Consider the following 25,507-nt stretch of genomic DNA (forward strand, 5'->3'; position numbering starts at 1 on the left):
GAGCGGGCGGCTTGCCCGTCGGTGATGGTTCTCTATCGGCACACATTACCGCATCTTTAGTAAGGATTCTGTTAACGGGATCCAGCTGTGGCGTTAACCGCGGGTAGCCAGGTGTGGTTATTGATCTTCAGTTGATCTGGCGCAAGTCATTATGTGGTTGATAGTAATTATCATTATCGAAAACACCATGCTGGCAGACCCCTGATGAGACTGACTCCCACCATGACGGGGCTTTCCACCCCGGCCCCCCTCGCATTCGCCTTCACCGCCAAGACCTCGGCCCATGCCAGCCGGGGAGGGGCTGCCCCTCTCATGCTGGACGACGCCGGCTGGCGAGCCTGGTGGCAGCGGCCGAGCCAGGCCCAGGAGCGGGCGCTCTATATCCATGTTCCCTTCTGCCGCAAGCGCTGCAGTTTTTGCAACTTCTTCGAAAACGGCGCCAACCCGGCGCGCATGAGCCGCTACATGGCGGCCCTGTGCGATGACCTGCAACGGGCCGCCGAGTCTCCCTTTGGCCAGAGTCGCCCCTTCTCGGCGGTCTATGTGGGGGGCGGCACCCCGACCGACATGGCGGCGGGCGATCTCTCCCGCCTGGCCAGCGCCATTCGCCGATTTCCCCTGACCGTGGATGCGGAGCTGACCCTGGAGGGGCGGCTCAACGGCTTCGATGACGAGAAGTGGCAGACGGCCCTGGCGGGGGGCTTCAACCGCTTCTCGTTCGGGGTGCAGAGCTTCAACACAGCTGTGCGCCAGCAGGCGGCCCGTTTCGACGACAGAGAGACACTGCTTGCCAGGCTGAGGGCGCTGACCCGCCACGACGAGGCTGTGATCGTGGCGGATCTCATCTTCGGTCTGCCGGGGCAGGATGAGGCCGTGTGGCGCCAGGATATCGCGGATGTGATGGCGAGCGGGGTGCACGGGGTGGATCTCTATCAGCTCATCTCCATGGCGGGCACCAATCTGGAACGGGCGCAGGAGAAGGGCCGGCTCGGCTGGGCCGCCGATGGCCAGCAGCGGACGGCCATGTATGCCTATGGCGCCCACACCCTGGAGCAGGGGGGCTGGCAGCGGCTCTCCTGCAGCCACTGGCGGCGTACCGATGCCGAGCAGAGCCGCTACAACCAGATGGCCAAACGCGGCGCCGAGATCCTCCCCTTCGGCGCGGGGGCGGGGGGCAACATCCATGGCCACGGCCTCATGTATGGCCGGGATCTGGCAGCCTGGCACGAGGCGCTGGCGGCCGGTCAGCGTGCCCCCGGCATGGTGATGAGGCCCAACCCCGATGCCCGTCTCGACGGGCTGCTGCGAGGGGGGCTCGACTCCGGCTGGCTTGCCCTCGGGCGCTTGCCGCCTCCCTTGCGGGCGCATCTGCTGCCGCTCTTTGAACGCTGGCAACAGCACGGCCTGGCCGAGCGGATCGGGGAGACACTGGCGCTGACCCTGGCGGGGCGCTTCTGGAACGTCAATCTGCAGGCGGGTCTGTTCGAGTATCTGCAGTCAAATCCCCTGGGAGGGGAGGCGGCAACCCCTGCCGCTCATCCGGGCGGGGCCCGGCATCACTCGCGGGGGTAGCGGGCAGGGAGCAAAATGAGAAACGAAAGGGGGCCGCTTGATGGCCCCCTTTCGTTATTGGTTGTTCACGTCCTCCACCCGCACCCGCAGAACTCCCTCTGCGAGGGTGGTGACCAGTTGCTGGCCCGGGCTCACCTGGGCGGCGCGGCTGATGACCTCGCCACTGGGGGTGCGGGTGATGGAGTAACCCCGCCCCAGGGTGGCCAGCGGGCTGATCCCGTCGAGGCGGGCTCCCAGCATGGCGAGGCGGTGGCGGGCGAGATCCTGGCGTTTTGCGATGAGGGCATGGAGGCGCTCCTCGGCAAGCTGGTGACGACGTTTGCCGATGGCCAGCAGCTTTTCGGGGCTTCTGGCCTGCAGGCGCATGGCGAGGCCCGCCAGGCGCCGCTCCCCCTGGTGCAGGCGATCACGCAGGTGCTGCTGCAAGCGGCGGTCGAGCTCGTCCAGACGCTGGGACTGCTGCTCCAGCCGGCGCTTGGGATCCTGATGATCGAGCCGTTTTTGCAGCAGCACGAAGCCGTGGCGGGCGGCGGTCTGGCGCCGGGAGATGGCCTGCACCAGGCGCTGCTTGAGGTGCACCAGACGCTGGGCGCGGGTGCTCCTGTCCGGTGCCACCAGCTCGGCGGCGGCGGAGGGGGTGGGGGCGCGCAGATCGGCGGCGAAGTCGCTGATGGTGACGTCCACCTCGTGTCCTACGGCGCTCACCACGGGGATGGTGGAGCCTGCGATGGCCCGGGCCACCGCCTCCTCGTTGAAGCACCAGAGATCTTCGAGCGATCCGCCGCCGCGCCCGACGATGAGCACATCCACCTCGGCGCGGCGGTTGGCAAGCATGATCGCCGAGACGATCTGGGCGGTGGCGGCGCTCCCTTGCACCTGGGTCGGGTAGATGAAGACGGGCAAGTCCGGGGCGCGGCGTTCAAGCACCGTCAGCATGTCGTGCAGGGCGGCGCCGGTGGCGGAGGTGATCAGCCCCACGGCGCGGGGTTCCTGGGGCAAGGGGCGCTTGCGCCCTTCGTCAAAGAGCCCTTCGGCCCCGAGGCGACGCTTGAGCTCCTCGAAGCGCAGGGCCAGCATGCCATCCCCGGCGGGCTGCATGGACTCGATGATGAGCTGGTAGTCGCCGCGGGGTTCATAGAGGGAGACTCGCGCCTGCACCAGCACCTGCATGCCATCCTGGGGACGGAACGGCACCCGGCGGTTGTTGCCCTTGAACATGGCGCAGCGCACCTGGGCGGACATGTCCTTGAGGGAGAAGTACCAGTGGCCGGAACTTGGCATCGCCAGGTTGGAGAGCTCGCCGGTGAGCCACACCAGCCCCAGATCCTGTTCCAGGATCATGCGCACGGCGCTGTTGAGGCGGGTGACGGTAAAGATCTGCTGTTGTCTGCTCTGACTGGCGGGTTCGAGGTGATTCAAGGCTGGCCCTGCTGCTGTGTCCGCCGGGGCGGGAGAAACGATGGGGGTCATCTTACCCCAGTTCGGCCCATCCGCCGAGTCCGTGTCTGTGGCAGCAGCGGTGTCTGGCGCCAGTTTGCCTATACCATCTGCCGAGCCATGGGGCCCTCCAGATGACGCGAAGCCTAGGCTTGCGCCTTTGCCGGCTTGGCGGCCCTGCTCGGGCTCACCACCAGCCAGACCGCGAGGCAGACCACGGCGCCGCCGAACACGAAGCCGCCGGTGAGGGTTTCCCCCAGCACCAGATAGCCCCACAGGATGCCGAAGGGCGGAATGAGGAAGGTGACAGTGAGGCTTCGCAGGGGGCCGATGTCGGCGATCAGCCTGAAATAGAGCAGATAGGCGAAGGCGGTGCAGAGGAAGCCGACCGCCAGCACGCAGGCCCAGACCCCAGGCTGGGTCCAGTCGACGGCGGGGCCGGTCGCCAGGGTGTAGCCGAAGAAGGGAAGCAGGAAGAGGCAGGCACCGAGCTGGCTGCCAAAGGCCACCAGCTTGGCGTCCAGGCCCCCTCGCTCGCTGATCCAGCGCCGGGTGAGGAAGCCGGCGCAGCCATAGCAGGCGGTGGCGATGAGGCAGGCCAGCACCCCGATGGCCAGTTGGCCGCTCAGGTCGACTTCCCCCGTGGTGGTGATGAGGGCTATGCCCACCAGCCCCAGCATGACCCCGGCCCACTTGCGCAAGGTCAGTGCCTCGTGGAAGAAGGAGAAGCCGATGAGGGCCCCCATCAGGGGCGTGGTGGCGTTGAGGATGGCGGAATACCCCGCAGGCAGCCAGAGGGCCGCCACGGCATACATCAGGAAGGGGACGCCTGAGTTGATGATGCCAAGCACCATGATGGATTTGAGCTTGCCCTGAAACTGCATGGGGGTGCGCAGCAGCAACAGCATGGCGGCGAGCCCGACCAGGGCAAAGAAGACCCGCAGGAAGGTGGTGTTGACCGAGCCGAACGCCGGCGCCGCGATGCGCATAAACAAAAAGCTGGCACCCCAGATGGCCGCCAGCGCCAGCAATCTCCCGTAATCCGATGGTCTCATCGTCTCTCCCTGAATGAACCGCCCTGCTACCCGAGATGGCAAGGGGGATTGCATCATGGCGGCAAGCGTCCCCGATGGCAAATACCTCAAGTAAGGAAGCCCTGTCACAGGGTGCAGCGAGTCCGCCTTCGGGCCGGCTTTTTTATTCCGCCATTTGCCTGTGCCTGAATGGATGCCCCATCTTGAGGGGACTCTGGCTGCGGAGGGGCTGGTGGATGGGCAGGCCTGTGGACTAACGACTAACGCCTAGCTACTGGCGGACCCGTGGGAAGGGGGCTAGAGGGAAGGGGAGTGGCGTATCCCGGCGCCCGAGTCACTCCATGCTCTGCTCACAGCAGTGTTCATTGCAGTGAGCAAAGCGGTGCCCATACCGCCTCTGCGCCGCGCCGTAAGACAAACCCACGCCACCAAATTGCTCCACCTTGGTGCAATTGCCCTGAACTGGTGCATGCTATCCACATCCGTTTCTGAAACCCACCCCGAAGAAACACGCCGCATCGCCCCCTGGCTTCCCCCATGACGGGCATCATCCATGCTGCAAAGCAGCATTATGTCGGCATGATCCACCGAATAACCGGGTTAATCAGGGATGACAACGACATGTTTTTTGGTTGACTGGGTAAAGATGCTGAATCGGCCCGAGAGGCTATTCCCGGGTTGGTATGATCTATCTGTTTTTTGATGGTTAAGCGGAATTTAATTTCGATTATTGATTGTAGAGTGGACTCTTGTGTTGATTGGCGCTCTTTTTGCTGTGCCTTGTCATCCCCATGATGGCGACATCAGAGGGCGGGGAAGCGCAAGATTGGGGGGTGGGGACGGCAAGGTGAACGGGCCGCCGCTATCAGCCCCAAAACGGCCTGGTTGTCGGGCAACGGATGCCATCATCACGTCGGATCTAAGGAGTCATATGGAAGGTGAAATGACCATGCAGCCAGCGGCTGCGGGCAGGGGATTGGCCCACTCCGTCAAGGACGATGTCTACGGCATGGTGCTCGGTGTCATGTTTATCGCAGTCGGCCTCAACCTGCTCAAGTGTTCCGGCATGATCACCGGCGGCATCGCGGGCATCGCCCTGCTGCTCGCCCATGTCAGCAGCCTGCCCATCGGCGTGCTCTTCTTCCTGGTGAACCTGCCCTTCATGGTGTTCTGTTACTTCACCATGGGGCGCGCCTTCACCCTCAAGACGCTGATCGTCAACGTCGCCCTCTCGGCGGCCACCCAGGCGGTGCCGCTGCTCCTGACGGTGAGCTATGTCCATCCCCTGTTTGCCGCCCTGGTGGGGGGCACCTTCCTCGGCATGGGGGTCTTGTCTCTGGCGCGGCACAACGCTTCCGTGGGGGGCACAGGGGTGGTGACGCTCTGGTTGCAAAGGCGCACCGGCATCAATGCAGGAAAGAGCCAGATGGTGCTGGATGTGCTGGTGTTTGCGCTCTCCCTGCTCGCCCTGCCGCTTCCCTTGCTGCTCTGGTCTACCTTGAGCGCGCTCGCCATGAACGCCATGCTGATGAATTGGCACAAGCCGGGCCGCTATCAGGGGAATTGACAACAGACAACCGGCCAGGCAGCCGTGACAGGGTTGTCAGTGAAAAATGCTGTTTCAAGAGACTGGCGGCAGAAAGGAGCTCAACGGCAAAAAAGATCATTTTGTCGGGAAAAACGCCATGGTTGCGGTTGTATTGATGGGGTTTTTAGCGGGTTGGCCGTCTAAAAACGGGCTACGCCATCAAAAATTCAAAAATACTTCTTTACCAACCGGGAAACCATGAGTAAAATTTGTCGGCAATATTTTACACCCCCACTCCTCAACGGTGAGATATTGCCATGCTCAGGATTGCCAAAGAAGCGCTGACCTTCGACGATGTACTGTTGGTTCCAGCACACTCCACTGTTCTTCCGAATACCGCCGACCTGCGTACCAAGCTCACGTCTGCTATCTCCCTGAATATCCCGATGATTTCCGCTGCCATGGACACAGTGACCGAAGCCCGTCTGGCTATCGCACTGGCCCAGGAAGGCGGCATCGGCTTCATTCACAAGAACATGTCCATCGAGCAGCAGGCTGCCGAAGTGCGCAAGGTCAAGAAGTACGAGAGCGGCGTGGTCTCCGACCCCGTCACCGTACGCCCTGACATGACCATCGCCCAGATCAAGGAGCTGAGCCACAAGAACGGTTTCGCCGGTTACCCCGTGGTGACTGACGGCAACCAGCTGGTGGGCATCATCACCGGCCGTGATGTGCGCTTCGTGATCGATCTCTCCCAGACCGTTGAACAGATCATGACCCAGAAGGATCGTCTGGTCACCGTGCGTGAAGGGGCCCCTCGCGAAGAGGTGGTTGCCCTGATGCAGAAGCACCGCATCGAGAAGGTGCTGGTGGTCAACGCCGACTTCAAGTTGAAGGGCATGATCACCGTCAAAGACTTCCAGAAAGCCGAGCGCAAGCCGAACGCCTGTAAAGACGAGCGCGGCCGTCTGCGGGTCGGTGCTGCCGTCGGTGCCGGTGCCGGCAACGAAGAGCGCGTCGCCGCCCTGGTGGAAGCCGGTGTGGACGTGCTGCTGATTGACTCCTCCCATGGCCACTCCCAGGGCGTGCTGGATCGCATCAAGGCGACCCGTGAAGCCTACCCTGACCTGCAAATCATCGGCGGCAACGTCGCCACCGCCGCCGGCGCCAAGGCGCTGGTCGCCGCTGGCGTCAACGCGGTCAAGGTCGGTATCGGCCCGGGCTCCATCTGTACTACCCGTATCGTGACCGGTGTGGGCGTGCCCCAGATCACCGCCATCTCCGACGCCGTGGACGCCCTGGAAGGCACCGGCGTGCCTGTGATTGCCGATGGCGGCATCCGCTTCTCCGGTGACGTGGCCAAGGCCATCGCCGCCGGTGCTAGCTGCGTCATGGTGGGCTCCATGTTCGCCGGTACCGAAGAGGCGCCGGGCGAGATCGAGCTCTACCAGGGTCGCTCCTTCAAGTCCTATCGCGGCATGGGCTCCCTCGGTGCCATGTCCAAGGGCTCCAGCGATCGCTACTTCCAGACCGACAACGCTGCAGACAAGCTGGTGCCGGAAGGGATCGAAGGGCGCGTGCCGTACAAGGGCCGCCTGAAAGAAATCATCCACCAGCAGATGGGTGGCCTGCGCTCCTCCATGGGCCTGACCGGCAGCGCCACCATCGACGACATGCGCACCAAGGCCGAGTTCGTGCGCATCTCGGGCGCCGGGATGAAAGAGTCCCACGTCCACGACGTGACCATTACCAAAGAAGCCCCCAACTACCGGATGGGCTGATAAAACGGGGCCCTGCGCCCCGTTTTTCCACCATTTTTTTATCCCGTGCTTTTTGTGACAACATCAGCCTGATGCAGGAATAAAATGACTAAAGACATTCACGCCCACCGTATCCTTATCCTGGATTTTGGTTCCCAGTACACCCAGCTCATCGCCCGTCGCGTCCGTGAAATCGGCGTCTACTGCGAGCTGTGGGCCTGGGACGTAACCGAAGAGCAGATCCGCGAGTTCAATCCGAGCGGAATCATCCTCTCCGGCGGCCCGGAATCCGTGACCGAGGCGGGCAGCCCGCGCGCCCCCGAGTACGTGTTCAACGCTGGCGTGCCGGTGTTCGGCATCTGCTACGGCATGCAGACCATGTCCGAGCAGCTCGGCGGCAAGGTGCAGTCCTCCAACCTGCGTGAATTCGGTTATGCCCAGGTCGAAGTGCTGGGCCACTCCGGCAAGACCAGTGCCCTCTTGCGCAACATCGAAGACGCCATCGCCGACAACGGCAATGCCCTGCTGGATGTCTGGATGAGCCACGGCGACAAGGTCACCGAGATCCCCGCAGGCTTCACCACCATAGCCCAGACCGCGACCTGCCCCCATGCGGCCATGGCCGACGAGGCCAAGCGCTTCTACGGCGTGCAGTTCCACCCGGAAGTGACCCACACCCGTCAGGGTGCCCGCATGCTGGAGCACTTCGTCAAGGATATCTGCGGCTGCGAATGCCTCTGGACCCCGGCCACCATCATCGACGACGCCGTTGCCCGCATTCGCGAGCAGGTGGGTGACGACGAGGTGATCCTGGGCCTCTCCGGCGGCGTGGACTCCTCCGTGGTCGCCATGCTGGTGCACCGCGCCATCGGCGATCGCCTGACCTGCGTCTTCGTGGACAACGGCCTGCTGCGCCTGAACGAAGGCACCCAGGTGATGGACATGTTCGGCGATCACTTCGGCCTGAACATCATCAAGGTCGACGCCGAAGAGCGCTTCCTCTCTGCTCTCGCCGGCATCGACGAGCCGGAAGCCAAGCGCAAGACCATAGGCCGCGTCTTCGTCGAGGTGTTCGACGACGAGTCCAAGAAGCTGAAAAACGCCCGCTGGCTGGCGCAAGGCACCATCTACCCAGACGTCATCGAATCCGCTGCCAGCAAGACCGGCAAGGCCCACGTCATCAAGTCTCACCACAACGTCGGCGGCCTGCCGGAAGAGATGAAGATGGGTCTGGTAGAGCCCCTGCGCGAGCTGTTCAAGGACGAAGTGCGCCGCGTCGGCCTCGAACTCGGCCTGCCCTACGACATGCTCTACCGTCACCCCTTCCCGGGTCCGGGTCTGGGCGTGCGCGTGCTTGGCGAAGTGAAGAAAGAGTACTGCGACTTGCTGCGCAAGGCTGACGCCATCTTCATCGAAGAGCTGCGCAAAGCAGACCTCTACAACCAGGTCAGCCAGGCGTTCGCAGTCTTCCTGCCGGTGCGCTCCGTCGGCGTCATGGGCGATGGTCGCAAGTACGACTGGGTCATTGCGCTGCGCGCCGTCGAAACCATCGACTTCATGACCGCCCACTGGGCTCACCTGCCGTACGACTTCCTGGGGCACGTGTCGAATCGCATCATCAACGAGATCAACGGCATCTCCCGCGTGGTGTACGACGTCTCCGGCAAGCCGCCTGCGACTATCGAATGGGAATAAGCGGCTGACGCTTTCCTGCCGATAACGCAAAACTGTCAAAAAGGCGCCCTTGAGGCGCCTTTTCTTTTTCCAATCGTTTGCGCCTCACTTTTCCCCTCGCTAGCTGCTTTCTCGCCTCCCTGCCTCTGTCATATATGACAGGGGGTGTTTTATGGATCTCGCACTAGGCTCTGCCATGCCAATTGAGACCGACGCTGCGAGGCGGCGGTCGTGGCAGAAGGGGAGGGTGGCGACAGCAACGCCTTTATGTGCGCTGTCGTCATCGGGCATACCGATATCTGGTATGGCTCCCGGTGGAGTCCGGACACCACTTGAATAAACGGGGCGGAACCCGAACAGCCAAACGAGTAGGGATCATAGAGCACGGAGAGTTTGATATGTCAGAACAAGCAGTGTTGGTGGGTGGATGGACCGCATATCACAAGCTGACCGCCAAGGATCAGGCGGTATTTGATCAGGCGCTGAAAGGATTTGTCGGGGTGCAGTACGTACCCTTTGAAGTCTCCACCCAGGTCGTCGCCGGCACCAACTACCGTTTCAAATGCAAAACCACGGTGCCGCTGCCCAACCCCATCCACGGGGAAGCCGTGGTGCAGATCTTCCAATCCCTGGATGGATCGGCCCATATCACCTCCATCACCCCGATCTGATTGGGTTGCGGGTAAGGCGGGGAGGGCGTAGAGCGTCCAACCGGTTGGCCCCAACACCCACCAGTAAGAAAGACGCCTTAGGGCGTCTTTTATTGTTTATAAAACTCTGCACCTTAAAATATTTCACTGGGGTCATAGTCTAATACAATAGCTACACTGTAACGAGCACGAGTTAATGCCACGTATAGCTTAGCACGAGTGGCGGGTTTTAATTTTTCGGGTTGATCTGTGTGGCGAAACCAATCTGCCATATCATCTGTCGGATATATAATTGCACGGTCTACAGTGAGACCTTTAGACTCACCGAAATTCATTGAATCATAGGATTTATCTATTTTTGATGCTGAGTTCCAGCGTAACTGTATTGGCTTATATGTTCTTAAGTATTCAGGGCATAGTTTTTTTGAAACGATGAAGACTCCTTGGTGCTGAATGTTATCTTTACGGCAATCAACACACTCACATGCATCTACAGCAGGGAGTTGAGGGTAAAGTTTTGAGGAGAAATCACATATACTTTGGCAGCAACGATGAGATTTATTTAAAATCGTTTCATCTATCTGACATGTGATACGTTTTCCTAGCATTTTTTCAGATTTAACAAAATCTTTAATGTTTCCATTACTATACTCAGCATGTTTATTCGTATTATGGGTCTGATAAGTAACTTGCCTTGGATCTCCCACTATTATCACTTGGGAATTTGACTTGAAGAGGAGCTTTATTAACTCTAAGTCAAAACCAGCCAGATCTTGAACTTCATCTATGCATATAATGCTATACAGAGATGTAATTCTATTAACTACAGCTTGATTACTGGCTTTATTTGCTTCAAAAGCAAATTTTGAAATCTTGTCAGAATATAGTTTAAAGTCAGAGGTGAAATAATATTTATTGAAGTTGTTTTTATCTGACCAATAAACATTTTGCCCATTCTTATTTGTATACCTTAGTCCTGAACGCTGATTAACTAGAATAAAACCAATGCGTATTTTAGCTAAAGAGCTATTTAGTTGGCACTGGTATGGTCTAACCCAGTGCTTTAGGAGAAATGAAAACCATGTGGTAATAGTTACATTGGGTGGTACTGCGCCAACCTCAGATATGAATTTTCGTTTAATCTCTTGTTCATTTGACTCAGTGTAAGTTGTAATCAAAATTGATTCATTAGGCTTTTTTAACGCAATATCTACCAAATAAGTTGTTTTTCCAGAGCCCGCGGCTGCAATTATAAGACTATTATCTTTCATTGCACCACTCCACTGCGTTAGTGATGTATTGTGGATAATTAAAGGTTATTTTTGATTCGAAAACATTGAGAGCCCAGCTAGTTTTCTGTGTTTGTAGTTTTTCTGATAATAACTCAGCGGTATTAAATTTACCTATATCTAAACTAAGTGCTTTACATAATTCAATTAAATTATTTTTGTTTGCATCAACAAACTGTGGTTCAAGTGTGTTTAGGTGGTTTCGATTGTCTGAAAAGATTTTTATGTGAAGGCTGTCATGATAATCTCGATATTTTTTTATGATTTTCTCATCATGATTACCATCGTTATCTGTTATTACAGCTACGCTTTTGTTTATTTTTTTTGCAATTTCCAAAAAACGCTTGAATGTCAATTTCACAGAAATAACATCAATACCATGCTCAATAGGTAATGATCCAAGGTTTTTATCCATATAGGCTTTTTGAAATATGAGTTCATCTGAATCACCCTCAACAAGCACCGCTCTTCTACAAAGGAGAAGCCTTAATGTTTGGTAACCTGGTAGTTTTTTAAAAAAATCAAAAGTGTCTTTTGATAAATCAGTGAACTTTGTGACCTTGTGATCATTTAATAAAATTAAATTTTCAAGGCCAAGTTTATTGGCTACAAAACTACTGTGTGTTGAAATAATAACTTGTTTGTCAGCTGAGTTATCAACTATTGATTTTAACAAATGATTTAACTTGGAATGTGATAGGTGATTCTCAGGTTCTTCTATTAATAACAGACTAGCCTCTTTTGCTTTTTTGTGAGCTAGAGCAAGATTCGTTTTTATGATGCACTGATACCCTTTGCCTATTTGATGGAAAGGAATATCTCCCAAATAGGTCATTAAACTGGATTCCCAAGCATTTTGAGACCCTAAGTCAACGGAGATACGAAGATGATCACCTTGGACATTTGATTTACCATCAATTTTATTGTTAATTACTTTAACCGCATCATCTTCAGAAAAGCTATCTTTCATCTTCCTATATGCCTGAGATAGCTTAACTTTTTCACTATCGTCTAAGTCATTTTTTATAATTCTTGATATATATATATCAGAACCGTTTTGATACTTACTGGATGTTGAATCTATTAGAACAGATTTAATTGGAATGCTTCTTGATGTAACTGCGTCTCTATCGAAAGATGACCAAGATATTTTATAGTACTCTATTGGCAGTGTATTTATTTTCTCTCCACTGCGTATTAGCTCTGAATACTCATCAGTATAAGTGTCATCAAACTCGACTTTGAATGATACACCACATGCATCACTCCGTTCCTTGTTACCCGTGCCTTGTAATTTTGGTGCGGAAGCCTTTTCAAAAAAAACTTCTATACAAACTTCTGGTAAAAAACTCGGCTCGCGATTGTTAACTTTTTCTAAATATTCGGCAACAGCCTTGTTGTTGAATATATATTGGGTTAGTTCGTTTTTTTAAATACCTACCGTATAATATACCACTCAATGCTAAATGAGCTGCCTCAAGGATTGTTGATTTTCCAGAACCATTGTCACCGACAAGAATATTTACGCCTTTGTTAAAGTCGATTGAGAACTTGCTGTAATAGCATTTGTAGTTATAAATGTTAATCTTTTCTATTTTCATTGAATACTCCTATTTATATAGATATTAATTTGGAGGCTATGTATTTAAATTTGTTAGCCAGTGTACAATTATCCTTGGTGCTTTTTGAAGCACTACATGCTGAGTCTGTGAGGTCACAATACGTAATCCGATAGGAGTAACGTAAATTGCTCCGCGAATTTGATCTTTGGTCTCAGCCCAAAATCCGCTCAGCAAACGGTGCAATGCGCTGCGCTTATTGCACTCTACGTGTTTCGTCAATTCGCTGGGGTGGGGTGGTTAAGCGCCATTCCTCGCCAAAGCAACAAAAGGGGTGATCTGCGCCCCGATTCTTTTAATGCACCCGCTTTATATCACTGCCTGCTCGTTCAGCGTGACCTGATAGTCTGCTGACTCACTACCAATATTCCTGTTTTCCTCATCAGGTCGGGCGGAGAAAGCCACTTTCACTCATACCTCGCCGCTTCCCAGGCGTGTATCGCCTGTTTGCGGGTTTCACCCCAGTGATAGCCGCCGAGTTTGCCGTTTTGCTGGATGACTCTGTGGCAGGGGATCATCAAGGCGACGGGGTTGGCGCCCACCGCCAGCCCCACGGCGCGGGCGGCCTTGGGGTTGCCGATGGCGCTTGCCACCTGGGCGTAGCTCACCACCTTGGCTGGCGGGATCTCGAGCAGTGCCCGCCAGACGCTGATCTGAAAGTTGGTGCCGCTCACGTGCAAGGAGATGGGGCGATCCGGCGCCTTGCTGTCATCGAACATGGTGTGGATGACCCCTTGGGTGCGTGATGGCGCTTCTCGCAGCTCTGCCGCAGGCCAGCGCTGGGCGAGGGCGGCCAGGGGCGCCTCTGGAGCCTGGTCATCGAGAAACGAGAAGTTGCACACCCCCCGAGGGGTCAGGGCGACGAACGCCTGGCCGAAGGGGGTGTCGTGCACCCCGTGATCGATAACCAGCCCGGCCCCGCGCTGCTTGTATTCGCCTGGCGTCACCGCTTCGAGCTGCACGAAGTGATCGTAGAGCCGCGAGCCGCTGCTCAGGCCCAGGGTATCGGCCACCTCCAGCAGGGAGCGCGATTCGTGCAGCAGCGCCTTGGCCCGCTCCAGGGTCAGCACCTGCAGGTAGCGTTTGGGCGTCACCCCGGCCCAGCGGCTGAACAGCCGCTGGAAGTGAAAGGGGCTTAAGTGAACGTGCGCCGCTATCTCGTCCAGGGTGGGCTGGCGCGCCACCTGGCTTGCGATAAAACGGATGGCATCGGCGATGCGGGCGTAATCAGACATAGGGCGGTCTCACGATAAGTTTGCAGCCGCAGGATCTTGGGTGCGACAAGGTCATGTGCGACAAATAGATACCCCACCATCGGCCAGCAGGGCAATGCCGGTGGTAAAGCTGGAGGCATCGGACGCGAGATAGAGGGCCGAGCGGGCGATCTCCTCCGGTTGGGCCAGCCGCTTGAGGGCATGCATATGCTGCACAAAGGCGAGACTTTCCGGCGTATCGGTAAAGGCCCGCCCCATGGGGGTGTCGGTGCCCCCCGGCAGCAGGGCGTTGACCCGCACCCCTTGTGCCCCGAACTCCGCGGCCAGCACCTGGGTCAGGCCGATGAGGCCGGCTTTGCTCGCGGCATAGGCCGCCATGCCGGGCAGCCCCAGAGTATGGCCGACGAAGGTGGAGGTAAAGATAAGGGAGCCGCCCCCGCGCGCCACCATGGCGGGGATCTGGTACTTGGCCCCCACAAAGGCGCTGGTGAGGTTGGTGTCCAGGGTCTCATGCCACTGGATCAGTGCCATCTCCTGTACGCTGCCCGGCGCCCCCGTGGTGCCGGCGTTGTTAAAGGCGACATCGAGCCCGCCGAAACGCCCCACTGCCAGCTCCACCAGGGCGCTGGCGTAAGTCTCGCTTTTCACATCCCCCGCGAGGCTCACCGCCTGGCCCCCGAATTTCCTGATCTCCTCCACCAGGGCATCCAGCTCGGGCTGGCGGCGTGCCCCCAGCACGACGCTGGCCCCCTCCCGTGCAAACAGGATGGCGCTGGCGCGACCGATACCTGAGCTGGCTCCTGTGATGATGGCGATCTTGTTGGTCAGTAATGACATGGCAGTTCCCTCGCGAGATGTGCATGGCGCCAGGTGACGGCGCCCATGCAGGATTGGCAGACAAGTGGACGGGTTCAACCCCCTCCTGGTTCAAACCTCCTTTGGTTCAACCCCTTGAGGGGTCGAAAGCACTTTTGGTTTGAAAGCACTATGGCTGCGAACCTTCGTCACGACGACCCGGATCTTGCTCACTTGTGCCATCGGCGATGGGCCATCACGGCATCAGGAGATATCAGCGTTTTATGAAGGGAGTGGGAAGGAAGTGGGAAGGGAGCGGGGCTGTGGCGCCGCTTTCCCATATGGTGGTGTCATGGGTTTGCAAGGGCAGGGCGTGGAAAACAGTGCCACCGGAGTCGGCGGCACTGACGCAAGGCATGGTGGGATAACGCTCTTTTAGGGGTTATCAGGCCAGGGCGGGGCTGGATGTGGCGGCGCAGGGCAGGGCGGCCAACTGTGCAAGGTGCTCGCCCAGGGAGACACCGGCGCCGGTTGCGTTGACCGTCTCGAAGTAGTCGTGCCAGCCCGATGCGGCTATCCCCTGGACGAGGGCCTCGATGGCCGCGGCATCCGGCCCGCGCCAGATGGCGAAAAAGGGTTGGGATGCGCCATGGAGGGTGGCGGCATGGGTCTCGCCCAGGGCGATGGGCTCCACCCCGAGGGCGGCGAGGTTGGCCATGCCTGCGCCAATGGCCTCGAAGAACTGCTGACGGGCCGCCTGGCTCAGTGCCAGCCAGGCGGGAGTGGGGGTGTAGAGCTCTGCCAGATAGTGGGTCATAGGGGTTCCTTCGGGAGTTGGCCCTTGCGCAAGGTGCGCAAGGCGCGTTGACAAATCCGGGTTGTCGCGGAGCAGGGGCTTTCGCGAGACCAGCGCGCGCAGAGATCAGTGACCCACTGTGGCCTGTCTTTGCTCGCATCGTTCAGCCAGTTGGCGACGGAGTCCTGCACATAGGGGGCGGGATCGGCCTTGAGGGGCTCGAGCAGCACCAGGGCCTGCTCCGGCGCTTGTCGCAAGGACGCAAGATGGGTACACCAGACGCCGCGGGGGCGGGTCGCCTCGCTGGCAAAGCGTCGCAGCCGCTCGGACGGCTCCGCCGTCCAGGGCACCAGGGCGGCAATGGCCGCCTCCAGCTGCGCGGCAATGGTCGTTCGCATTGCGAGCCAGGCCCACTCGCGCACCCCGAAGTGCGGATCATCGGCGAGGGGGCGAATGAGGGCCAGGCGGTCGCTGAGCGACAGCCCCTCGCTCGCGCCCACCATGAAACAGGCCCAGCCCCGCACGGTATCGGAGGGATGACGGCTGAGCGCCGCAAGATCCCTCGTGCCGTTCTCGGTCAGGAGCAGCCTGGCGGCCAGTGCCATGCGCCGGGTAATGCCCTCCCCGGATGCGGCGTGCATCGACGCCAGCGCCAGGGGCCCGAGCGCAGGCAGGGTGCACTGCATCAGGGCGGCAAAATCCACCGCCAGGCATTCGGTCAGGTTGCTTGCCTCGATCTCTCCCCGGTTGAGCTGGGCGAGGCGTGAGGGGGCGATATCCGTGATACGGCTGCGTGTCATGGGTGCTCCTCTGTGGCGGCCTCAGTGCAGCCTGCCCGGGATGAGATGACGTTGAGCCAGGCTCGCTTGAGCAGGGCGCTCAGGGTCTCTCGCTCTGCCTGATCGAACCCGGCAAACAGGGAGCCTATCCACTGGCTGTGCTCATCGAGCAGGTGCTGCGCCAGGGCCTGGCCCTGCTCTGTCAGGCGCACCGAGATCTTTCGCCTGTCCTGGCTGTCGCTGTGGCGAGCCAGCAGGCCGTCCCGTTGCAGCCCGTCGAGCAGGCCGGTGATGGTGGCCCGTGTGACCCCCGCCTTGTCGGCAAGCTCGTGGGGGGCCAGCCCTTGTGGCAGGTCGCGCAGCAAAAACAGCAGCACGAACTTGCCTTCGGAGAGGCGGTGAGGGGCCAGGCGCGCCGCGCACGCCTGATCGATGGCTGCGGCGAGGGTCAACACCTCAAAGCAGACGCGTATGTTTTGGGTGTCCGCGTGTCCGCGGTGCTCTGCATCCTCGAGCAGGGCGAGGTGTTTCTGTTCCAGCGTGATCATGATGGTGAGTCTCGAATGACTTTATATGGCGCCATACTATATGGCGCCAACCAAATGATCAACCTCCCAAGCGCGCGACCCGAATGATCGATGGCAATGGGGCGTGGGTGTGTGGGGATGGGGGGCTTTGCAAGAGAAGGCCTTGCAAGAAAATCGGCCATCTTTGGCCGTCATTCCCTATAATGCCCCTCCTTTGTGGCCTGGGGGGAGTGCCCCGCAGTGAGCCACCGCAAGCCCGAATCTTGATAGAGACGATCCCATGCATACCCTGGAACAGCTGCGCGCGGGCGAACTGCTTGGCGCCCGCCACCTCAAACTTGCTGAAAACCTCGCTGTGTTCCCCCCCGAGATCCTGAGCCTCAAGGAGACCCTGGAGGTGCTGGATCTCACCGGCAACCAGCTGAGCGAGTTGCCTGACGAGCTGGCCGAGTGCAAGAAGCTGCGCATCCTCTTCTGCTCCGAGAACCGCTTCACCGAACTGCCCCAAGTGCTGGGGCGCTGCCCTGCGCTCACCATGGTGGGCTTCAAGGCCAACCGCATCGCGACCGTCTCGGCCGCCTCCCTGCCCGCTAGGCTGCGCTGGCTCATTCTGACCGACAACGAGATTGAGTCGCTGCCCGGCGAATTGGGTCAGTGCATTGATCTGCAAAAGCTGATGCTCTCGGGCAACCGGCTACATGAGCTTCCCGAGACTCTTGCCGGTTGCCACCGTTTGGAGCTTTTGCGCATCGCCGCCAACCGGCTGGAGGCACTGCCCGAGTGGCTGCTCGACTTGCCACGTCTGTCCTGGCTGGCCTTTGCGGGCAACCCCTTCTGTGATGAGCAGGCGTGCCTGAACGGCATATCGGAGTTCACTGCCGAGATCCCCTGGCAGGCGCTCTCACTGGAGGATGTGCTCGGGGAGGGGGCGTCCGGCGTCATTTATCGCGCCGAGTGGGCGAGGGCCGAAGGACCTAGGGCGGTGGCGGTCAAGCTCTTCAAGGGGGCCGTCACCAGCGACGGCCTGCCCCTGAGCGAGATGGGAGCGTCCCTGGCCGCCGGTCGCCATCCAAACCTGGTCGGGGTGATGGGGCGGGTGAGCGATCATCCCTCCGGCATCCCGGCACTGGTGATGCCTCTGATAGATCCCACCTTCGCTACCCTGGCGGGGCCCCCTAGCCTGGACTCCTGCACCCGGGATGTCTATCCAGCGGATCTCAACTTTACCCCGGCCCAGGTGATGGCCATGGGGCAGGGGGTGGCTGCGGCCGCCCGGCACCTGCACGAGCGGGGCATACTGCACGGCGATCTCTACGCCCACAACCTGCTGTACTCCTTGCAGCCCGCGATGCCTCATTCGCCGCAGGAGGCACAGGGGCAGGTGCTGCTCGGGGACTTTGGCGCCGCCTCCTGCTATGACCGCACCGACGGCGAGCTGGCCGGGCGGCTGGAGCGCCTGGAGGTACGGGCCTTTGGCTGCCTGCTGGCCGAGTTGCTGGCGCGCTGTGATGGGGGGGATGCCAATCTGGATGCCCTTCATCGTCTGGCCGGGGAGTGCCTCTTTGAGGCGCCCTCCCGGCGACCCGCCTTCGCGCAAATCCTGACCCGGCTGACAGGGATGGCGACAAGCCAGCCTGGGGTCGTGGCCTGAGGGGGGCCTGCCCGGTGTGAGTCCCGCTGGCTCCTTCCAAGTCTTGTCTTGCACAGGGGCGGGATCATGGGGCTTGCACCACTTAGATGAAGTTGTGATAGTGATGCACCATTGCAGATGACGAGAGGAAGATGATGGAAGCGGCGTTTTGGCACCAGAAGTGGAAAGAGAACCGGATTGGCTTTCATCAGGCAGATTTCAACCGCTGGCTGCAATCCTGGTGGTCGGCCCAGCAAGGGAGCGCCCCCGTGCTGGTGCCCCTTTGTGGCAAGTCCCGGGACATGCTCTGGCTGCGTGAGCAGGGGCATCCGGTGGATGGGTTCGAGCTCTCCGAGCTCGCCATTACCCAGTTTTTTGACGAGAACAAGCTGAGTGCAGAGAGAAGCGAGGTGGGCCCCTATCAGTGCCACCGCCACGAGGATCTACGCATTTATCAGGGGGATTTCTTCGCCGCCCCCGAGCTTGGGCAGCGTTATCGCCTGGTCTATGACAGGGCGGCCCTCATCGCCTTGCCGGGCGCCATGCGCCGCCAGTATGCCGCCCTGATGAGCCGCCTGGTGGAAGCGGGGGGGCAGGTGTTGCTGGTGACCCTCGAGTATCAGCCCGAGCAGCAGCAACAGCCGCCGTTCTCGGTGGGGGAGATGGAGGTGCGCACCCTGTTTGAGCGCGACTTTGGTGTCGAGGTGCTGGGCCGGGCGACGGAGCTGGATCACCCCAGGGTGCTCTCGGGGCAGCTCTCCTATTTCGACGAGGTGGCTTACCGGCTGATCCGCCGGGGCTGAGGGGCGTCTGCGGGTGGCCCCGAACGATGAACGCGCTGCGCGTCAGCCTACAAGAGGTGGAAGCCGTGATCCCGATCGGCAAACGGACAGCTTCCTGGCTCTTTGCTACCTCTTTTGATGTAGATCAACCGGCCTCTGCCGGGAGGGGGTAAGATGGTCTCGTTTCTCAATCACTGCTGGCATCGACCCGGTCGCGTGCCGTCCAGTGTCTGATTTTCACGCTCATGTTCACGTTTGGCGGCTCTTGCCGTCTTTATGGTGGTATTTCCAGCCGGCCTCTTTGGCCGGCTTTTTCTTGGGGGCGCATCAGCCATCGAAGGGCTGAGCGGTGAGGCGAAATGCCCCTGTGTCGTCGATGATCTGCCCTGTGATCCGCTCGTCGTGCTCATGGCCCTGGCCATAGCTGCAGAGGATGAGCCTGTCCGAGGTGCGGGATCTCAGTTGGGTGACAAAGCGCACCAGATCGGCGCGATTGAGCCTGCCCACCTCCTCGCAGACCCTTTCTCGCTGATCAAAGCCCAGATCCTTGTTGCCTATGCTGACCCAGAGCCGCTGACCGCGGCTGCGCAGGTTGGCATCCCGCTCGCTGAGCTGGGCCTGCAGCCCCGCCTTGCTCTCCTGCCATTGCTGCTCGCTGAACTCGAGCATGGCCAGGGGGAAGAGATCGATGAACTGCTCCACCGCATCGAGCAGCACCTGGGGCCCCGCCACCGGCGACTGGATATAAAAGATGAGGCCGGGGTGGCGATTGAGGGGCAGGTTGCCGGCTCCCACCACGTAGCCGAGCTGCTGACGGGTGCGCAACTCGTGAAAGAAGGTAGAGGACATGATGTGGTTGGCCAGGGTGAAGCAGGCGAGATCCCGCGCTCGGGTGGTGCGGGACTGGTAGTAGACCAGCAGCGCCGAGTCTTCGTGCTCGCAGCCGTGCTGGCGAATGAGGGTGCCTCTGTCCTGGATGGAGAGCAGGGGGCGGCGGGTCTCGCTGCCCGGCTGGCTGTAGGGCGCGAGATGGCGCTCGAGCAGGGCGGCCAGGGCCAGGGCTTCGCTCTCCTGCCAGTCGCCGTGCACCAGGGTCTCCACGTGCACCTCCCTGAACAGCTGGGCGACGAAGGCCGGCATCTCGCCAATCTCGACGCCGCGCAGATGGCGCAGCAACTGCTCGAAGGGCGGGTTGTTGGGTTGCAGCAGGCTGGTGAGCTGGTTGAACAGCTGGTTGATGGGACGGGTCTTGGCCTGGTTCTCCCAGTTGCGAACAAGCTGCTGCTTGATGGCCGCGAAGCGGGCCGGATCCGGATAGCCCAGGGTGCGATTGCCAAGGATCATGTCCAGCAGCAGGGCCTGCTTGTCGGAGAAGCCGCTCAGGGTGATGGTAAATCCCCCCTGGTGGGCATACATCTGATAGCCGAGGCCGGCGAGCTCGGCCGGGTAGGTGAGGGCGTTGAGGTGATCGCTAAGCAGCTCCACCGCGAGCCGGGCCATGGCGATGTGGCGCGGACTCTTGACCGCGTGTTCGCTGTCGATGGCGATGTAGAGGTTGCCCTTGGGGACCTTGAACTGGTGTTCATGAAGGTGCCAGAGCCGAAAGCCGGGCCTGTCTATCAGGCAGGCGGGCTGGTCGGCGGCGATCGCGGGTGTCCTGGGTTCCAGGCGACCGGCGATGAAGGGGTTGGGCTCGGGCAGGGCCAGGGCGCTATCGGGCTCGCACTGTTGCCAGCGGATCTTGCTGGCCTCCGGGATGGTGCTCACCTTGTAGGGGGTCTGATACCAGCGGGCGAGGCGATCCGTGACAAGCCCGGGGGCCACCAGGGTGACCCTCAGGTTGTGGGGGATCAGCTTGGCGAGCAGGCGTGCGATCAGGGGCTCGTCATACTCGCGCATCATGTAGTCGCCGTAGAGCAGATCCTCCGGGCGATAGAGAAAGAGGTTGAGCACCAGGCCCGCCACCGTGTCCTGGGCCTTGCCCCGCTCCTGGAAGCGAAACGCCGACTCGAGCACCTGCTGCTTCTCCACGTAGCGCCAGGGGGCGAGCCCCTGGCGCTGGATCAGCTTGAGATAGCCAAACAGCAGGCCGATGATCTCGTCCACATGATCGACCCCTGCCGGGGTCAGGCCGAAGTTGATGCCAAAATCCTTGAAGTTGCTGCCGCTCACGCCCCCACCGGCTGCCAGCTGATTGACCCATCCTTTCTCCTTGAGCAGGGAGAGCAGGCTGCCATTGCCCTCATAGCCGATGAGGTGGCTGAGGAAGGTGAGGGGTTTTCGATCGTAATAGGCATCGACCGGCGGCAGCGGGAAGGTCAGGCTCAGTCGGCGGCTCTCCTTGACCGGTACCAGATCGATGCGCAGCCCCAAATCCTCCTGCCGGTAGAGGGGCTCCGTCAGGGCGGGCTCCCCAAGATTGCGATCGACGATGGGGCCGAAGAAGTGTTCACACCAGGTTAATTGGGTCGCAATAGACTCGGGCGACAGCATCACCAACGCCATGCGATCCGCGCTGTAGTGGCGCTCGTAGAAAGCAACAAGGTCGCCATGCAGGCTGCGCCCCGGCAGATCCGCCAGGGTATCGAGATTGCCGACCGAGAACTTGGTGAAGGGGTGGGCCGGGTTGACCGTCTCCTTGTGTACCTGATAGCTGCGGCGCACATCGTCCATCAGCTTGAGGCGATACTCGGAATCGACCGCGTTGCGCTCCTTGTCGACCCATTCGGGCGCCAGGGTCGGGCAGATGAAGAACTGGGCGAACCGGGCCAGCCCCTGCTCGAAGTAGGCATTGTCGATATCGAAGAAGAAGTTGGTGAACTCGGTACCTGTCCAGGCGTTGTTGCTGCCGCCGTGACGATTCATGAACTGCTGATATTCGCCGGGTTTGGGGAAGGTCCGGGTACCGAGAAACAGCATATGCTCGAGGAAGTGGGCCATGCCCTGGCGATCGGCGGGATCGTCGAAATGGCCGGTATTGACCGCCAGGGAGGCCGCCGATTTGTCGGTCTCAGGGTCGCAAATGAGGAGCACCTTGAGCCGGTTGGCCAGCGTGAGGTAGTGATACTGCCTGTGGTCATTCGGGCTGGCATAGGGGCTCATAGGCGTTGACTCATGTTGGATTTATTTGAATTTAAAGATGATTATCGACCTCGGTTCCCGGTTGGGCAAACCCTTTTCTGAGAGGTCGCGCAATTGTTTCCCCGTGCGGGTCAAGGTAAGATCGCCCCGCCGTCAACGTCCAAACAGGCCCGACAGGGTGAGGTGGGAATGAAGATTTACATCATGCGTCATGGCCAGGCTGGCATGAATGCGAAAACCGATGAACAGCGTCCCTTGACCGAACAGGGGGTGGCAGAATCGCTGCACATGGCGCGTTGGCTCGCCCCCCAGTTGGACAATGGCCTGGGATTGGTGATCCACAGCAACTATCTGCGGGCGCGTCAGACCTGGCAGGGGATAAGCCAGGTGTTGCCGACCCCGAGCCGGGTCGAGGAGAGTGCGGAGATCACCCCTTACGGCGATCCGGCCCTGGTGGCCAGTTATCTCACCGCCCTGGCCGACCAGCACGACAGCATCCTCATGGTCAGCCACCTGCCCCTGGTGGGCTATCTGGTGCAGATGCTGAGCCCGGCGGCCGGTGCCCCCATGTTCGCCACCTCGGGTCTGGCCTGCATCGAGTGGCAGCAGGGTAAAGGCAACTTGCTCTGGCTGACTGGACCTCATACAATACCCATCGAAACAATTTGATAACATTCAGCTTTTTTAATGTTTGACCTTGTTGTTCATGGATGAATATCCAGTTTTCAGGGAACCGTTTCGCAGAAACTGCTGTCATACGGGGACAATGGCAAGAGGTTACAACGATGAGAGTATTTAAAAAATACCTGCCGCTGATGGTGGCAAAGCACGTCAAAACCTTCTTCAAGGGGCGCATTTATATCCATGGCCGTGGCCGCTTCGACTTTCAGTCCGGGCTGCTGCTGATGCCGAACCAGGCCGATCTGCCGCACCGCCAGACGGTGCTCGAGGTCAACGCCCTGATAGGTCGCCTGCACATGGATGCGGCGTAACGACGCCCCCCGCGTTGCCGCCATGCCGTGCCCCAGACCCTCTTCGGAGGGTCTGATTGTTTTGCCCCCGGGATATGGTCCTTGCTCCCGGCACCTGGCCTCCTGCAATGAGCGTTTTTTGCTGCGGATCTCATCCATCATGCCTCCATTGGCGGCGCTCTTTCCCTTCTCCTGCATGGCCTCTGGACCGGCGATGACATCGTCAGCAAGCTCGCGCTGGGGCAGTTCTCACTGGCAGCCATGGCGTGGTCATGCTGGCTGGTGGCCGTCCTCATCCTGACGCCCTTTCTTGCCAGGCGACCCTGACGGCAGCTAGCCCAGTCGATGTCAGATCCATCTTCAGTCGCAAGGGGACGCCCGCTTTCTCGTCCATAGGAAAACGGCCCCGCAATGGGGCCGTCTGTTATCAGGATCCGCCGTCGGGGCCTTACTGGGCGATCAGGTACATGTCCTTGGAATAGACCAGATCCTGGGGGTTGTGGTAGGGGTAGCCCTTCACGAAGGGCTTGAGCAGTCGGGACTTCACGTAGAAGTAGACGGGAGCGATGGGGGCTTCCTTATCGAGGATCTGCTCTGCCGCCTGATAAAGCTGGTTGCGCTCGGCCGGGCTCTGGGCATCGTGGGCCCTGGCGAGCAGGGCGTCATACTCCTTGTTGACCCACTTGCCACTGTTGGCCGAGCTGCTGGAGGTCATGATGTCGAGGAAGGTGGAGGCGTCGTTGTAGTCGCCGTTCCAGGAGTAGCGGCTCACCCCGAAGTCTCCCTCGTTGAGGGCGGAAACCATGGTCTTCCACTCCATGTTGTTGAGCTCGGATTTCACCCCCAGGTTGTGCTTCCACATGGAGGAGATGGCGAGCGCTATCTTCTTGTGGCCTTCGTTGGTGTTGTAGAGGATATCCACGCTCAGGGGCTTGTCCGGGCCATAACCGGCCTCGGCCAGCAGCGCCTTGGCTTCCCGGATACGTTGCTCCTTGCTCATCTGCTGGCTGCGGGAGGGCTTGAGCTCGAAGCCATCGACGATGGGCGGCGTGAAGCTGTAGGCCGAGATCTGCCCCTGGCCCAGGATCTTGCCTGTGATGGTGTCGCGGTCGATGGCCAGAGAGAGCGCCTTGCGCACCCTGGGGTCGTCAAAGGGTTTGCGCTGGGTGTTGAACACATAGTAATAGCTGGCCAGCAGCGGCACGTTGAGCAGTTCGTCCGGCGCCGATTTCTTCAGGACGGCGTATTGCTCCAGGGGATAGCTGGTGTAGTGCAGGCTGCCGGCCCGATAGCGATTGTAGGCGGCGGTGTCGGCCACTATCTCCAGATAGAGCACCTTGTTGATCACCGTATTGGCATTGTCCCAGTAATGGGGATTGCGTTCGGCCACCAGACGCTCGTTGGGGGTCCACTCCTTGAGCACATAGGCACCATTCGAAACGATATTGCCCGGTTTGACCCACTCCTGGCCAAACTTGGCGATGGTTGCCCGTGGCGCCGGGAAGGTGGTGTAGTGGGAGAGGGTCTTGAGGAAGAAGGGGACGGGGGCCTTGAGGCGGATCTGCAGGGTATGGTCATCGAGGGCCTTGATGCCGAGGGTATCCGGGCTTGCCTTGCCCGCCAGCACCTCGCTGGCACCGGTGACCCCGGTCAGCTCGATGAACCAGGCATAGTTCGATGCGGTCTTGGGATCCGCCGCCCGCTGCCAGCCATAGACATAATCTGCCGCCGTCACCGGCTCGCCGTTGGACCACCTGGCGTCGGGCCTGAGGGTGAAGGTGTAGAGGGTGCCGCTGGCATCCACCTCATAACCGATCGCGCCGGCCGGCTGCAGCTTGCCATTGCCGTCCACTGTATAGAGGCCCTCGAACAGATCGTTCACTATCTCGCTGCCCGAACTCTCCTCCACCAGCTGGGGGTCGATGGAGGCGGGCTCTGCTCCTATGTTGCGAATAAAGGTCTGCTGATCGGCGGGGAGCAATGTGGTGCCGGGTGGTACCTGTGCTGCCAGGGCGGGCAGCGCGAACAGGGCCAGCACGGCCCCGGCGATGAGGGTCTTCTTCATTGAATATCCTTATGTTTTTGTATGCTTCCAAAGCGATCCCAGTGTGCTGTATCCGCAAGGAAAGCTCAAGCGCGAGTCCGGCTCCCCCAAGGCATGGGCATCGTCAGGGAGGGGCGCAGGAGGAGGGGAGAGCGGCCTCTGGCGGCTTATCGAAGCGAATTAACTTCTCGAAAGTCCGGGGTGACCTCGGCACATCAAGCGCGAAATGGCCAGTGATGTGACTTTTTTGAACAGAAATTCAATGAGTTAATTCGCTGCAAAAACAAATTTTCAACGTTACATTGGGTTACATAACAACGATGCC

22 protein-coding genes and 1 pseudogene are annotated in these 25,507 nt (G+C 59.5%); 11 read left to right on the forward strand and 12 right to left on the reverse strand.

What is annotated here, in order from left to right; translation table 11 throughout:
- Positions 1-204: 204 nt before the first annotated feature.
- On the forward strand, positions 205-1,572 hold the full coding sequence (gene hutW, locus ACEUCR_RS01090) for a heme anaerobic degradation radical SAM methyltransferase ChuW/HutW (protein WP_408787570.1): 1,368 nt from the start codon (positions 205-207) through the stop codon (positions 1,570-1,572).
- Positions 1,573-1,626: 54 nt separating this feature from the next.
- Here hutW and xseA read toward each other — a convergent pair whose 3' ends face one another.
- Together xseA and ACEUCR_RS01100 are read right to left on the reverse strand one after the other, a co-directional pair.
- Positions 1,627-2,991 carry an exodeoxyribonuclease VII large subunit gene (gene xseA / locus ACEUCR_RS01095; protein ID WP_408787572.1) on the reverse strand — a complete coding sequence of 455 codons (1,365 nt, stop codon included), beginning with the start codon at positions 2,989-2,991 and terminating at the stop codon, positions 1,627-1,629.
- A gap of 164 nt (positions 2,992-3,155) precedes the next feature.
- Positions 3,156-4,064: a DMT family transporter gene (locus ACEUCR_RS01100; protein WP_408787574.1), complete on the reverse strand. Its 909-nt coding sequence runs from the start codon at positions 4,062-4,064 to the stop codon at positions 3,156-3,158.
- Positions 4,065-4,974: 910 nt separating this feature from the next.
- Here ACEUCR_RS01100 and ACEUCR_RS01105 point away from each other — a divergent pair.
- The 5 genes from ACEUCR_RS01105 to ACEUCR_RS01125 all read left to right on the forward strand — a co-directional run bounded on the left by ACEUCR_RS01105 (position 4,975) and on the right by ACEUCR_RS01125 (position 9,676).
- The gene (locus tag ACEUCR_RS01105; RefSeq protein ID WP_408787576.1) at positions 4,975-5,610 is read left to right on the forward strand and encodes a YitT family protein; all 636 of its coding nucleotides are present in this window, start codon (positions 4,975-4,977) and stop codon (positions 5,608-5,610) included.
- A gap of 46 nt (positions 5,611-5,656) precedes the next feature.
- Positions 5,657-5,833, forward strand: a complete 177-nt coding sequence (locus tag ACEUCR_RS01110) for a hypothetical protein (RefSeq protein ID WP_408787578.1) — start codon at positions 5,657-5,659, stop codon at positions 5,831-5,833.
- 55 nt (positions 5,834-5,888) lie between these two features.
- Positions 5,889-7,352: an IMP dehydrogenase gene (gene guaB / locus ACEUCR_RS01115; protein ID WP_041992212.1), complete on the forward strand. Its 1,464-nt coding sequence runs from the start codon at positions 5,889-5,891 to the stop codon at positions 7,350-7,352.
- Positions 7,353-7,436: 84 nt separating this feature from the next.
- Positions 7,437-9,026 carry a glutamine-hydrolyzing GMP synthase gene (gene guaA / locus ACEUCR_RS01120; RefSeq protein ID WP_408787580.1) on the forward strand — a complete coding sequence of 530 codons (1,590 nt, stop codon included), beginning with the start codon at positions 7,437-7,439 and terminating at the stop codon, positions 9,024-9,026.
- A gap of 377 nt (positions 9,027-9,403) precedes the next feature.
- The gene (locus tag ACEUCR_RS01125; protein WP_111872701.1) at positions 9,404-9,676 is read left to right on the forward strand and encodes a hypothetical protein; all 273 of its coding nucleotides are present in this window, start codon (positions 9,404-9,406) and stop codon (positions 9,674-9,676) included.
- Between the two features lie 113 nt (positions 9,677-9,789).
- Here the strand turns inward: ACEUCR_RS01125 and ACEUCR_RS01130 are convergent, their stop codons facing one another.
- The 8 genes from ACEUCR_RS01130 to ACEUCR_RS01165 form a co-directional block, all read right to left on the reverse strand.
- The gene (locus tag ACEUCR_RS01130; protein ID WP_408787582.1) at positions 9,790-10,926 is read right to left on the reverse strand and encodes a UvrD-helicase domain-containing protein; all 1,137 of its coding nucleotides are present in this window, start codon (positions 10,924-10,926) and stop codon (positions 9,790-9,792) included.
- Positions 10,916-12,352, reverse strand: coding sequence for an ATP-dependent nuclease (locus ACEUCR_RS01135; protein ID WP_408788998.1), 1,437 nt, complete (start codon positions 12,350-12,352; stop codon positions 10,916-10,918). The genes ACEUCR_RS01130 and ACEUCR_RS01135 overlap by 11 nt, the downstream gene beginning before the upstream one ends.
- Entirely contained in the window at positions 12,309-12,545 is a 237-nt protein-coding gene (locus tag ACEUCR_RS01140; protein ID WP_408787584.1) for an AAA family ATPase, read from the reverse strand. The genes ACEUCR_RS01135 and ACEUCR_RS01140 overlap by 44 nt, the downstream gene beginning before the upstream one ends.
- A 425-nt stretch (positions 12,546-12,970) precedes the next feature.
- Positions 12,971-13,798: a bifunctional transcriptional activator/DNA repair enzyme AdaA gene (locus ACEUCR_RS01145; protein WP_408787586.1), complete on the reverse strand. Its 828-nt coding sequence runs from the start codon at positions 13,796-13,798 to the stop codon at positions 12,971-12,973.
- A gap of 51 nt (positions 13,799-13,849) precedes the next feature.
- Positions 13,850-14,614 (reverse strand): SDR family oxidoreductase, encoded by a 765-nt coding sequence (locus ACEUCR_RS01150; RefSeq protein WP_408787588.1) that lies wholly within the window; start codon positions 14,612-14,614, stop codon positions 13,850-13,852.
- Positions 14,615-15,017: 403 nt separating this feature from the next.
- Positions 15,018-15,389, reverse strand: coding sequence for a DUF6616 family protein (locus tag ACEUCR_RS01155; RefSeq protein ID WP_408787590.1), 372 nt, complete (start codon positions 15,387-15,389; stop codon positions 15,018-15,020).
- Entirely contained in the window at positions 15,386-16,168 is a 783-nt protein-coding gene (locus ACEUCR_RS01160; RefSeq protein ID WP_408787592.1) for a HEAT repeat domain-containing protein, read from the reverse strand. Before ACEUCR_RS01160 ends, ACEUCR_RS01155 begins: the two co-directional genes overlap by 4 nt.
- Positions 16,165-16,695, reverse strand: a complete 531-nt coding sequence (locus tag ACEUCR_RS01165) for a MarR family winged helix-turn-helix transcriptional regulator (RefSeq protein ID WP_408787594.1) — start codon at positions 16,693-16,695, stop codon at positions 16,165-16,167. Before ACEUCR_RS01165 ends, ACEUCR_RS01160 begins: the two co-directional genes overlap by 4 nt.
- A 259-nt stretch (positions 16,696-16,954) precedes the next feature.
- Here ACEUCR_RS01165 and ACEUCR_RS01170 point away from each other — a divergent pair, with 259 nt between their 5' ends.
- Together ACEUCR_RS01170 and ACEUCR_RS01175 are read left to right on the forward strand one after the other, a co-directional pair.
- Positions 16,955-18,325: a leucine-rich repeat-containing protein kinase family protein gene (locus ACEUCR_RS01170; RefSeq protein WP_408787596.1), complete on the forward strand. Its 1,371-nt coding sequence runs from the start codon at positions 16,955-16,957 to the stop codon at positions 18,323-18,325.
- Between the two features lie 134 nt (positions 18,326-18,459).
- On the forward strand, positions 18,460-19,107 hold the full coding sequence (locus ACEUCR_RS01175; protein ID WP_408789001.1) for a thiopurine S-methyltransferase: 648 nt from the start codon (positions 18,460-18,462) through the stop codon (positions 19,105-19,107).
- 306 nt (positions 19,108-19,413) lie between these two features.
- Here the strand turns inward: ACEUCR_RS01175 and ACEUCR_RS01180 are convergent, their stop codons facing one another.
- A complete protein-coding gene (locus ACEUCR_RS01180) occupies positions 19,414-22,188 on the reverse strand; it encodes an insulinase family protein (protein ID WP_408746624.1) in 2,775 nt (924 codons plus the stop codon).
- Between the two features lie 168 nt (positions 22,189-22,356).
- Here ACEUCR_RS01180 and sixA point away from each other — a divergent pair, with 168 nt between their 5' ends.
- The 3 genes and pseudogenes from sixA to ACEUCR_RS01195 all read left to right on the forward strand — a co-directional run.
- The gene (sixA, locus tag ACEUCR_RS01185; RefSeq protein WP_041992242.1) at positions 22,357-22,836 is read left to right on the forward strand and encodes a phosphohistidine phosphatase SixA; all 480 of its coding nucleotides are present in this window, start codon (positions 22,357-22,359) and stop codon (positions 22,834-22,836) included.
- 116 nt (positions 22,837-22,952) lie between these two features.
- A complete protein-coding gene (locus ACEUCR_RS01190) occupies positions 22,953-23,159 on the forward strand; it encodes a DUF1107 domain-containing protein (RefSeq protein ID WP_041992245.1) in 207 nt (68 codons plus the stop codon).
- Positions 23,160-23,298: 139 nt separating this feature from the next.
- Positions 23,299-23,459, forward strand: a pseudogene (locus ACEUCR_RS01195) (EamA family transporter); the annotation flags it as partial.
- A gap of 127 nt (positions 23,460-23,586) precedes the next feature.
- Here the strand turns inward: ACEUCR_RS01195 and ACEUCR_RS01200 are convergent.
- Positions 23,587-25,203 (reverse strand): peptide ABC transporter substrate-binding protein, encoded by a 1,617-nt coding sequence (locus tag ACEUCR_RS01200; protein WP_408787599.1) that lies wholly within the window; start codon positions 25,201-25,203, stop codon positions 23,587-23,589.
- Positions 25,204-25,507: the final 304 nt, after the last annotated feature.

Source organism: Aeromonas bivalvium (genome assembly GCF_046078285.1).
In the GTDB taxonomy this organism is placed as follows: domain Bacteria; phylum Pseudomonadota; class Gammaproteobacteria; order Enterobacterales; family Aeromonadaceae; genus Aeromonas; species Aeromonas bivalvium.

Excerpts from the sequence above, each read along its gene's own strand:
- guaA (WP_408787580.1), top strand. The coding sequence starts at position 7,437 with ATGACTAAAGACATTCACGCCCACCGTATCCTTATCCTGGATTTTGGT.
- ACEUCR_RS01140 (WP_408787584.1), bottom strand. The coding sequence starts at position 12,545 with ATGAAAATAGAAAAGATTAACATTTATAACTACAAATGCTATTACAGC.
- ACEUCR_RS01165 (WP_408787594.1), bottom strand. The coding sequence starts at position 16,695 with ATGATCACGCTGGAACAGAAACACCTCGCCCTGCTCGAGGATGCAGAG.
- ACEUCR_RS01190 (WP_041992245.1), top strand. The coding sequence starts at position 22,953 with ATGAGAGTATTTAAAAAATACCTGCCGCTGATGGTGGCAAAGCACGTC.
- sixA (WP_041992242.1), top strand. The coding sequence starts at position 22,357 with ATGAAGATTTACATCATGCGTCATGGCCAGGCTGGCATGAATGCGAAA.
- ACEUCR_RS01100 (WP_408787574.1), bottom strand. The coding sequence starts at position 4,064 with ATGAGACCATCGGATTACGGGAGATTGCTGGCGCTGGCGGCCATCTGG.
- ACEUCR_RS01155 (WP_408787590.1), bottom strand. The coding sequence starts at position 15,389 with ATGACCCACTATCTGGCAGAGCTCTACACCCCCACTCCCGCCTGGCTG.
- ACEUCR_RS01145 (WP_408787586.1), bottom strand. The coding sequence starts at position 13,798 with ATGTCTGATTACGCCCGCATCGCCGATGCCATCCGTTTTATCGCAAGC.
- ACEUCR_RS01200 (WP_408787599.1), bottom strand. The coding sequence starts at position 25,203 with ATGAAGAAGACCCTCATCGCCGGGGCCGTGCTGGCCCTGTTCGCGCTG.
- ACEUCR_RS01105 (WP_408787576.1), top strand. The coding sequence starts at position 4,975 with ATGGAAGGTGAAATGACCATGCAGCCAGCGGCTGCGGGCAGGGGATTG.
- ACEUCR_RS01110 (WP_408787578.1), top strand. The coding sequence starts at position 5,657 with ATGCTGTTTCAAGAGACTGGCGGCAGAAAGGAGCTCAACGGCAAAAAA.
- guaB (WP_041992212.1), top strand. The coding sequence starts at position 5,889 with ATGCTCAGGATTGCCAAAGAAGCGCTGACCTTCGACGATGTACTGTTG.
- ACEUCR_RS01125 (WP_111872701.1), top strand. The coding sequence starts at position 9,404 with ATGTCAGAACAAGCAGTGTTGGTGGGTGGATGGACCGCATATCACAAG.
- ACEUCR_RS01175 (WP_408789001.1), top strand. The coding sequence starts at position 18,460 with ATGGAAGCGGCGTTTTGGCACCAGAAGTGGAAAGAGAACCGGATTGGC.
- ACEUCR_RS01180 (WP_408746624.1), bottom strand. The coding sequence starts at position 22,188 with ATGAGCCCCTATGCCAGCCCGAATGACCACAGGCAGTATCACTACCTC.
- ACEUCR_RS01130 (WP_408787582.1), bottom strand. The coding sequence starts at position 10,926 with ATGAAAGATAATAGTCTTATAATTGCAGCCGCGGGCTCTGGAAAAACA.
- hutW (WP_408787570.1), top strand. The coding sequence starts at position 205 with ATGAGACTGACTCCCACCATGACGGGGCTTTCCACCCCGGCCCCCCTC.
- ACEUCR_RS01160 (WP_408787592.1), bottom strand. The coding sequence starts at position 16,168 with ATGACACGCAGCCGTATCACGGATATCGCCCCCTCACGCCTCGCCCAG.
- ACEUCR_RS01170 (WP_408787596.1), top strand. The coding sequence starts at position 16,955 with ATGCATACCCTGGAACAGCTGCGCGCGGGCGAACTGCTTGGCGCCCGC.
- ACEUCR_RS01150 (WP_408787588.1), bottom strand. The coding sequence starts at position 14,614 with ATGTCATTACTGACCAACAAGATCGCCATCATCACAGGAGCCAGCTCA.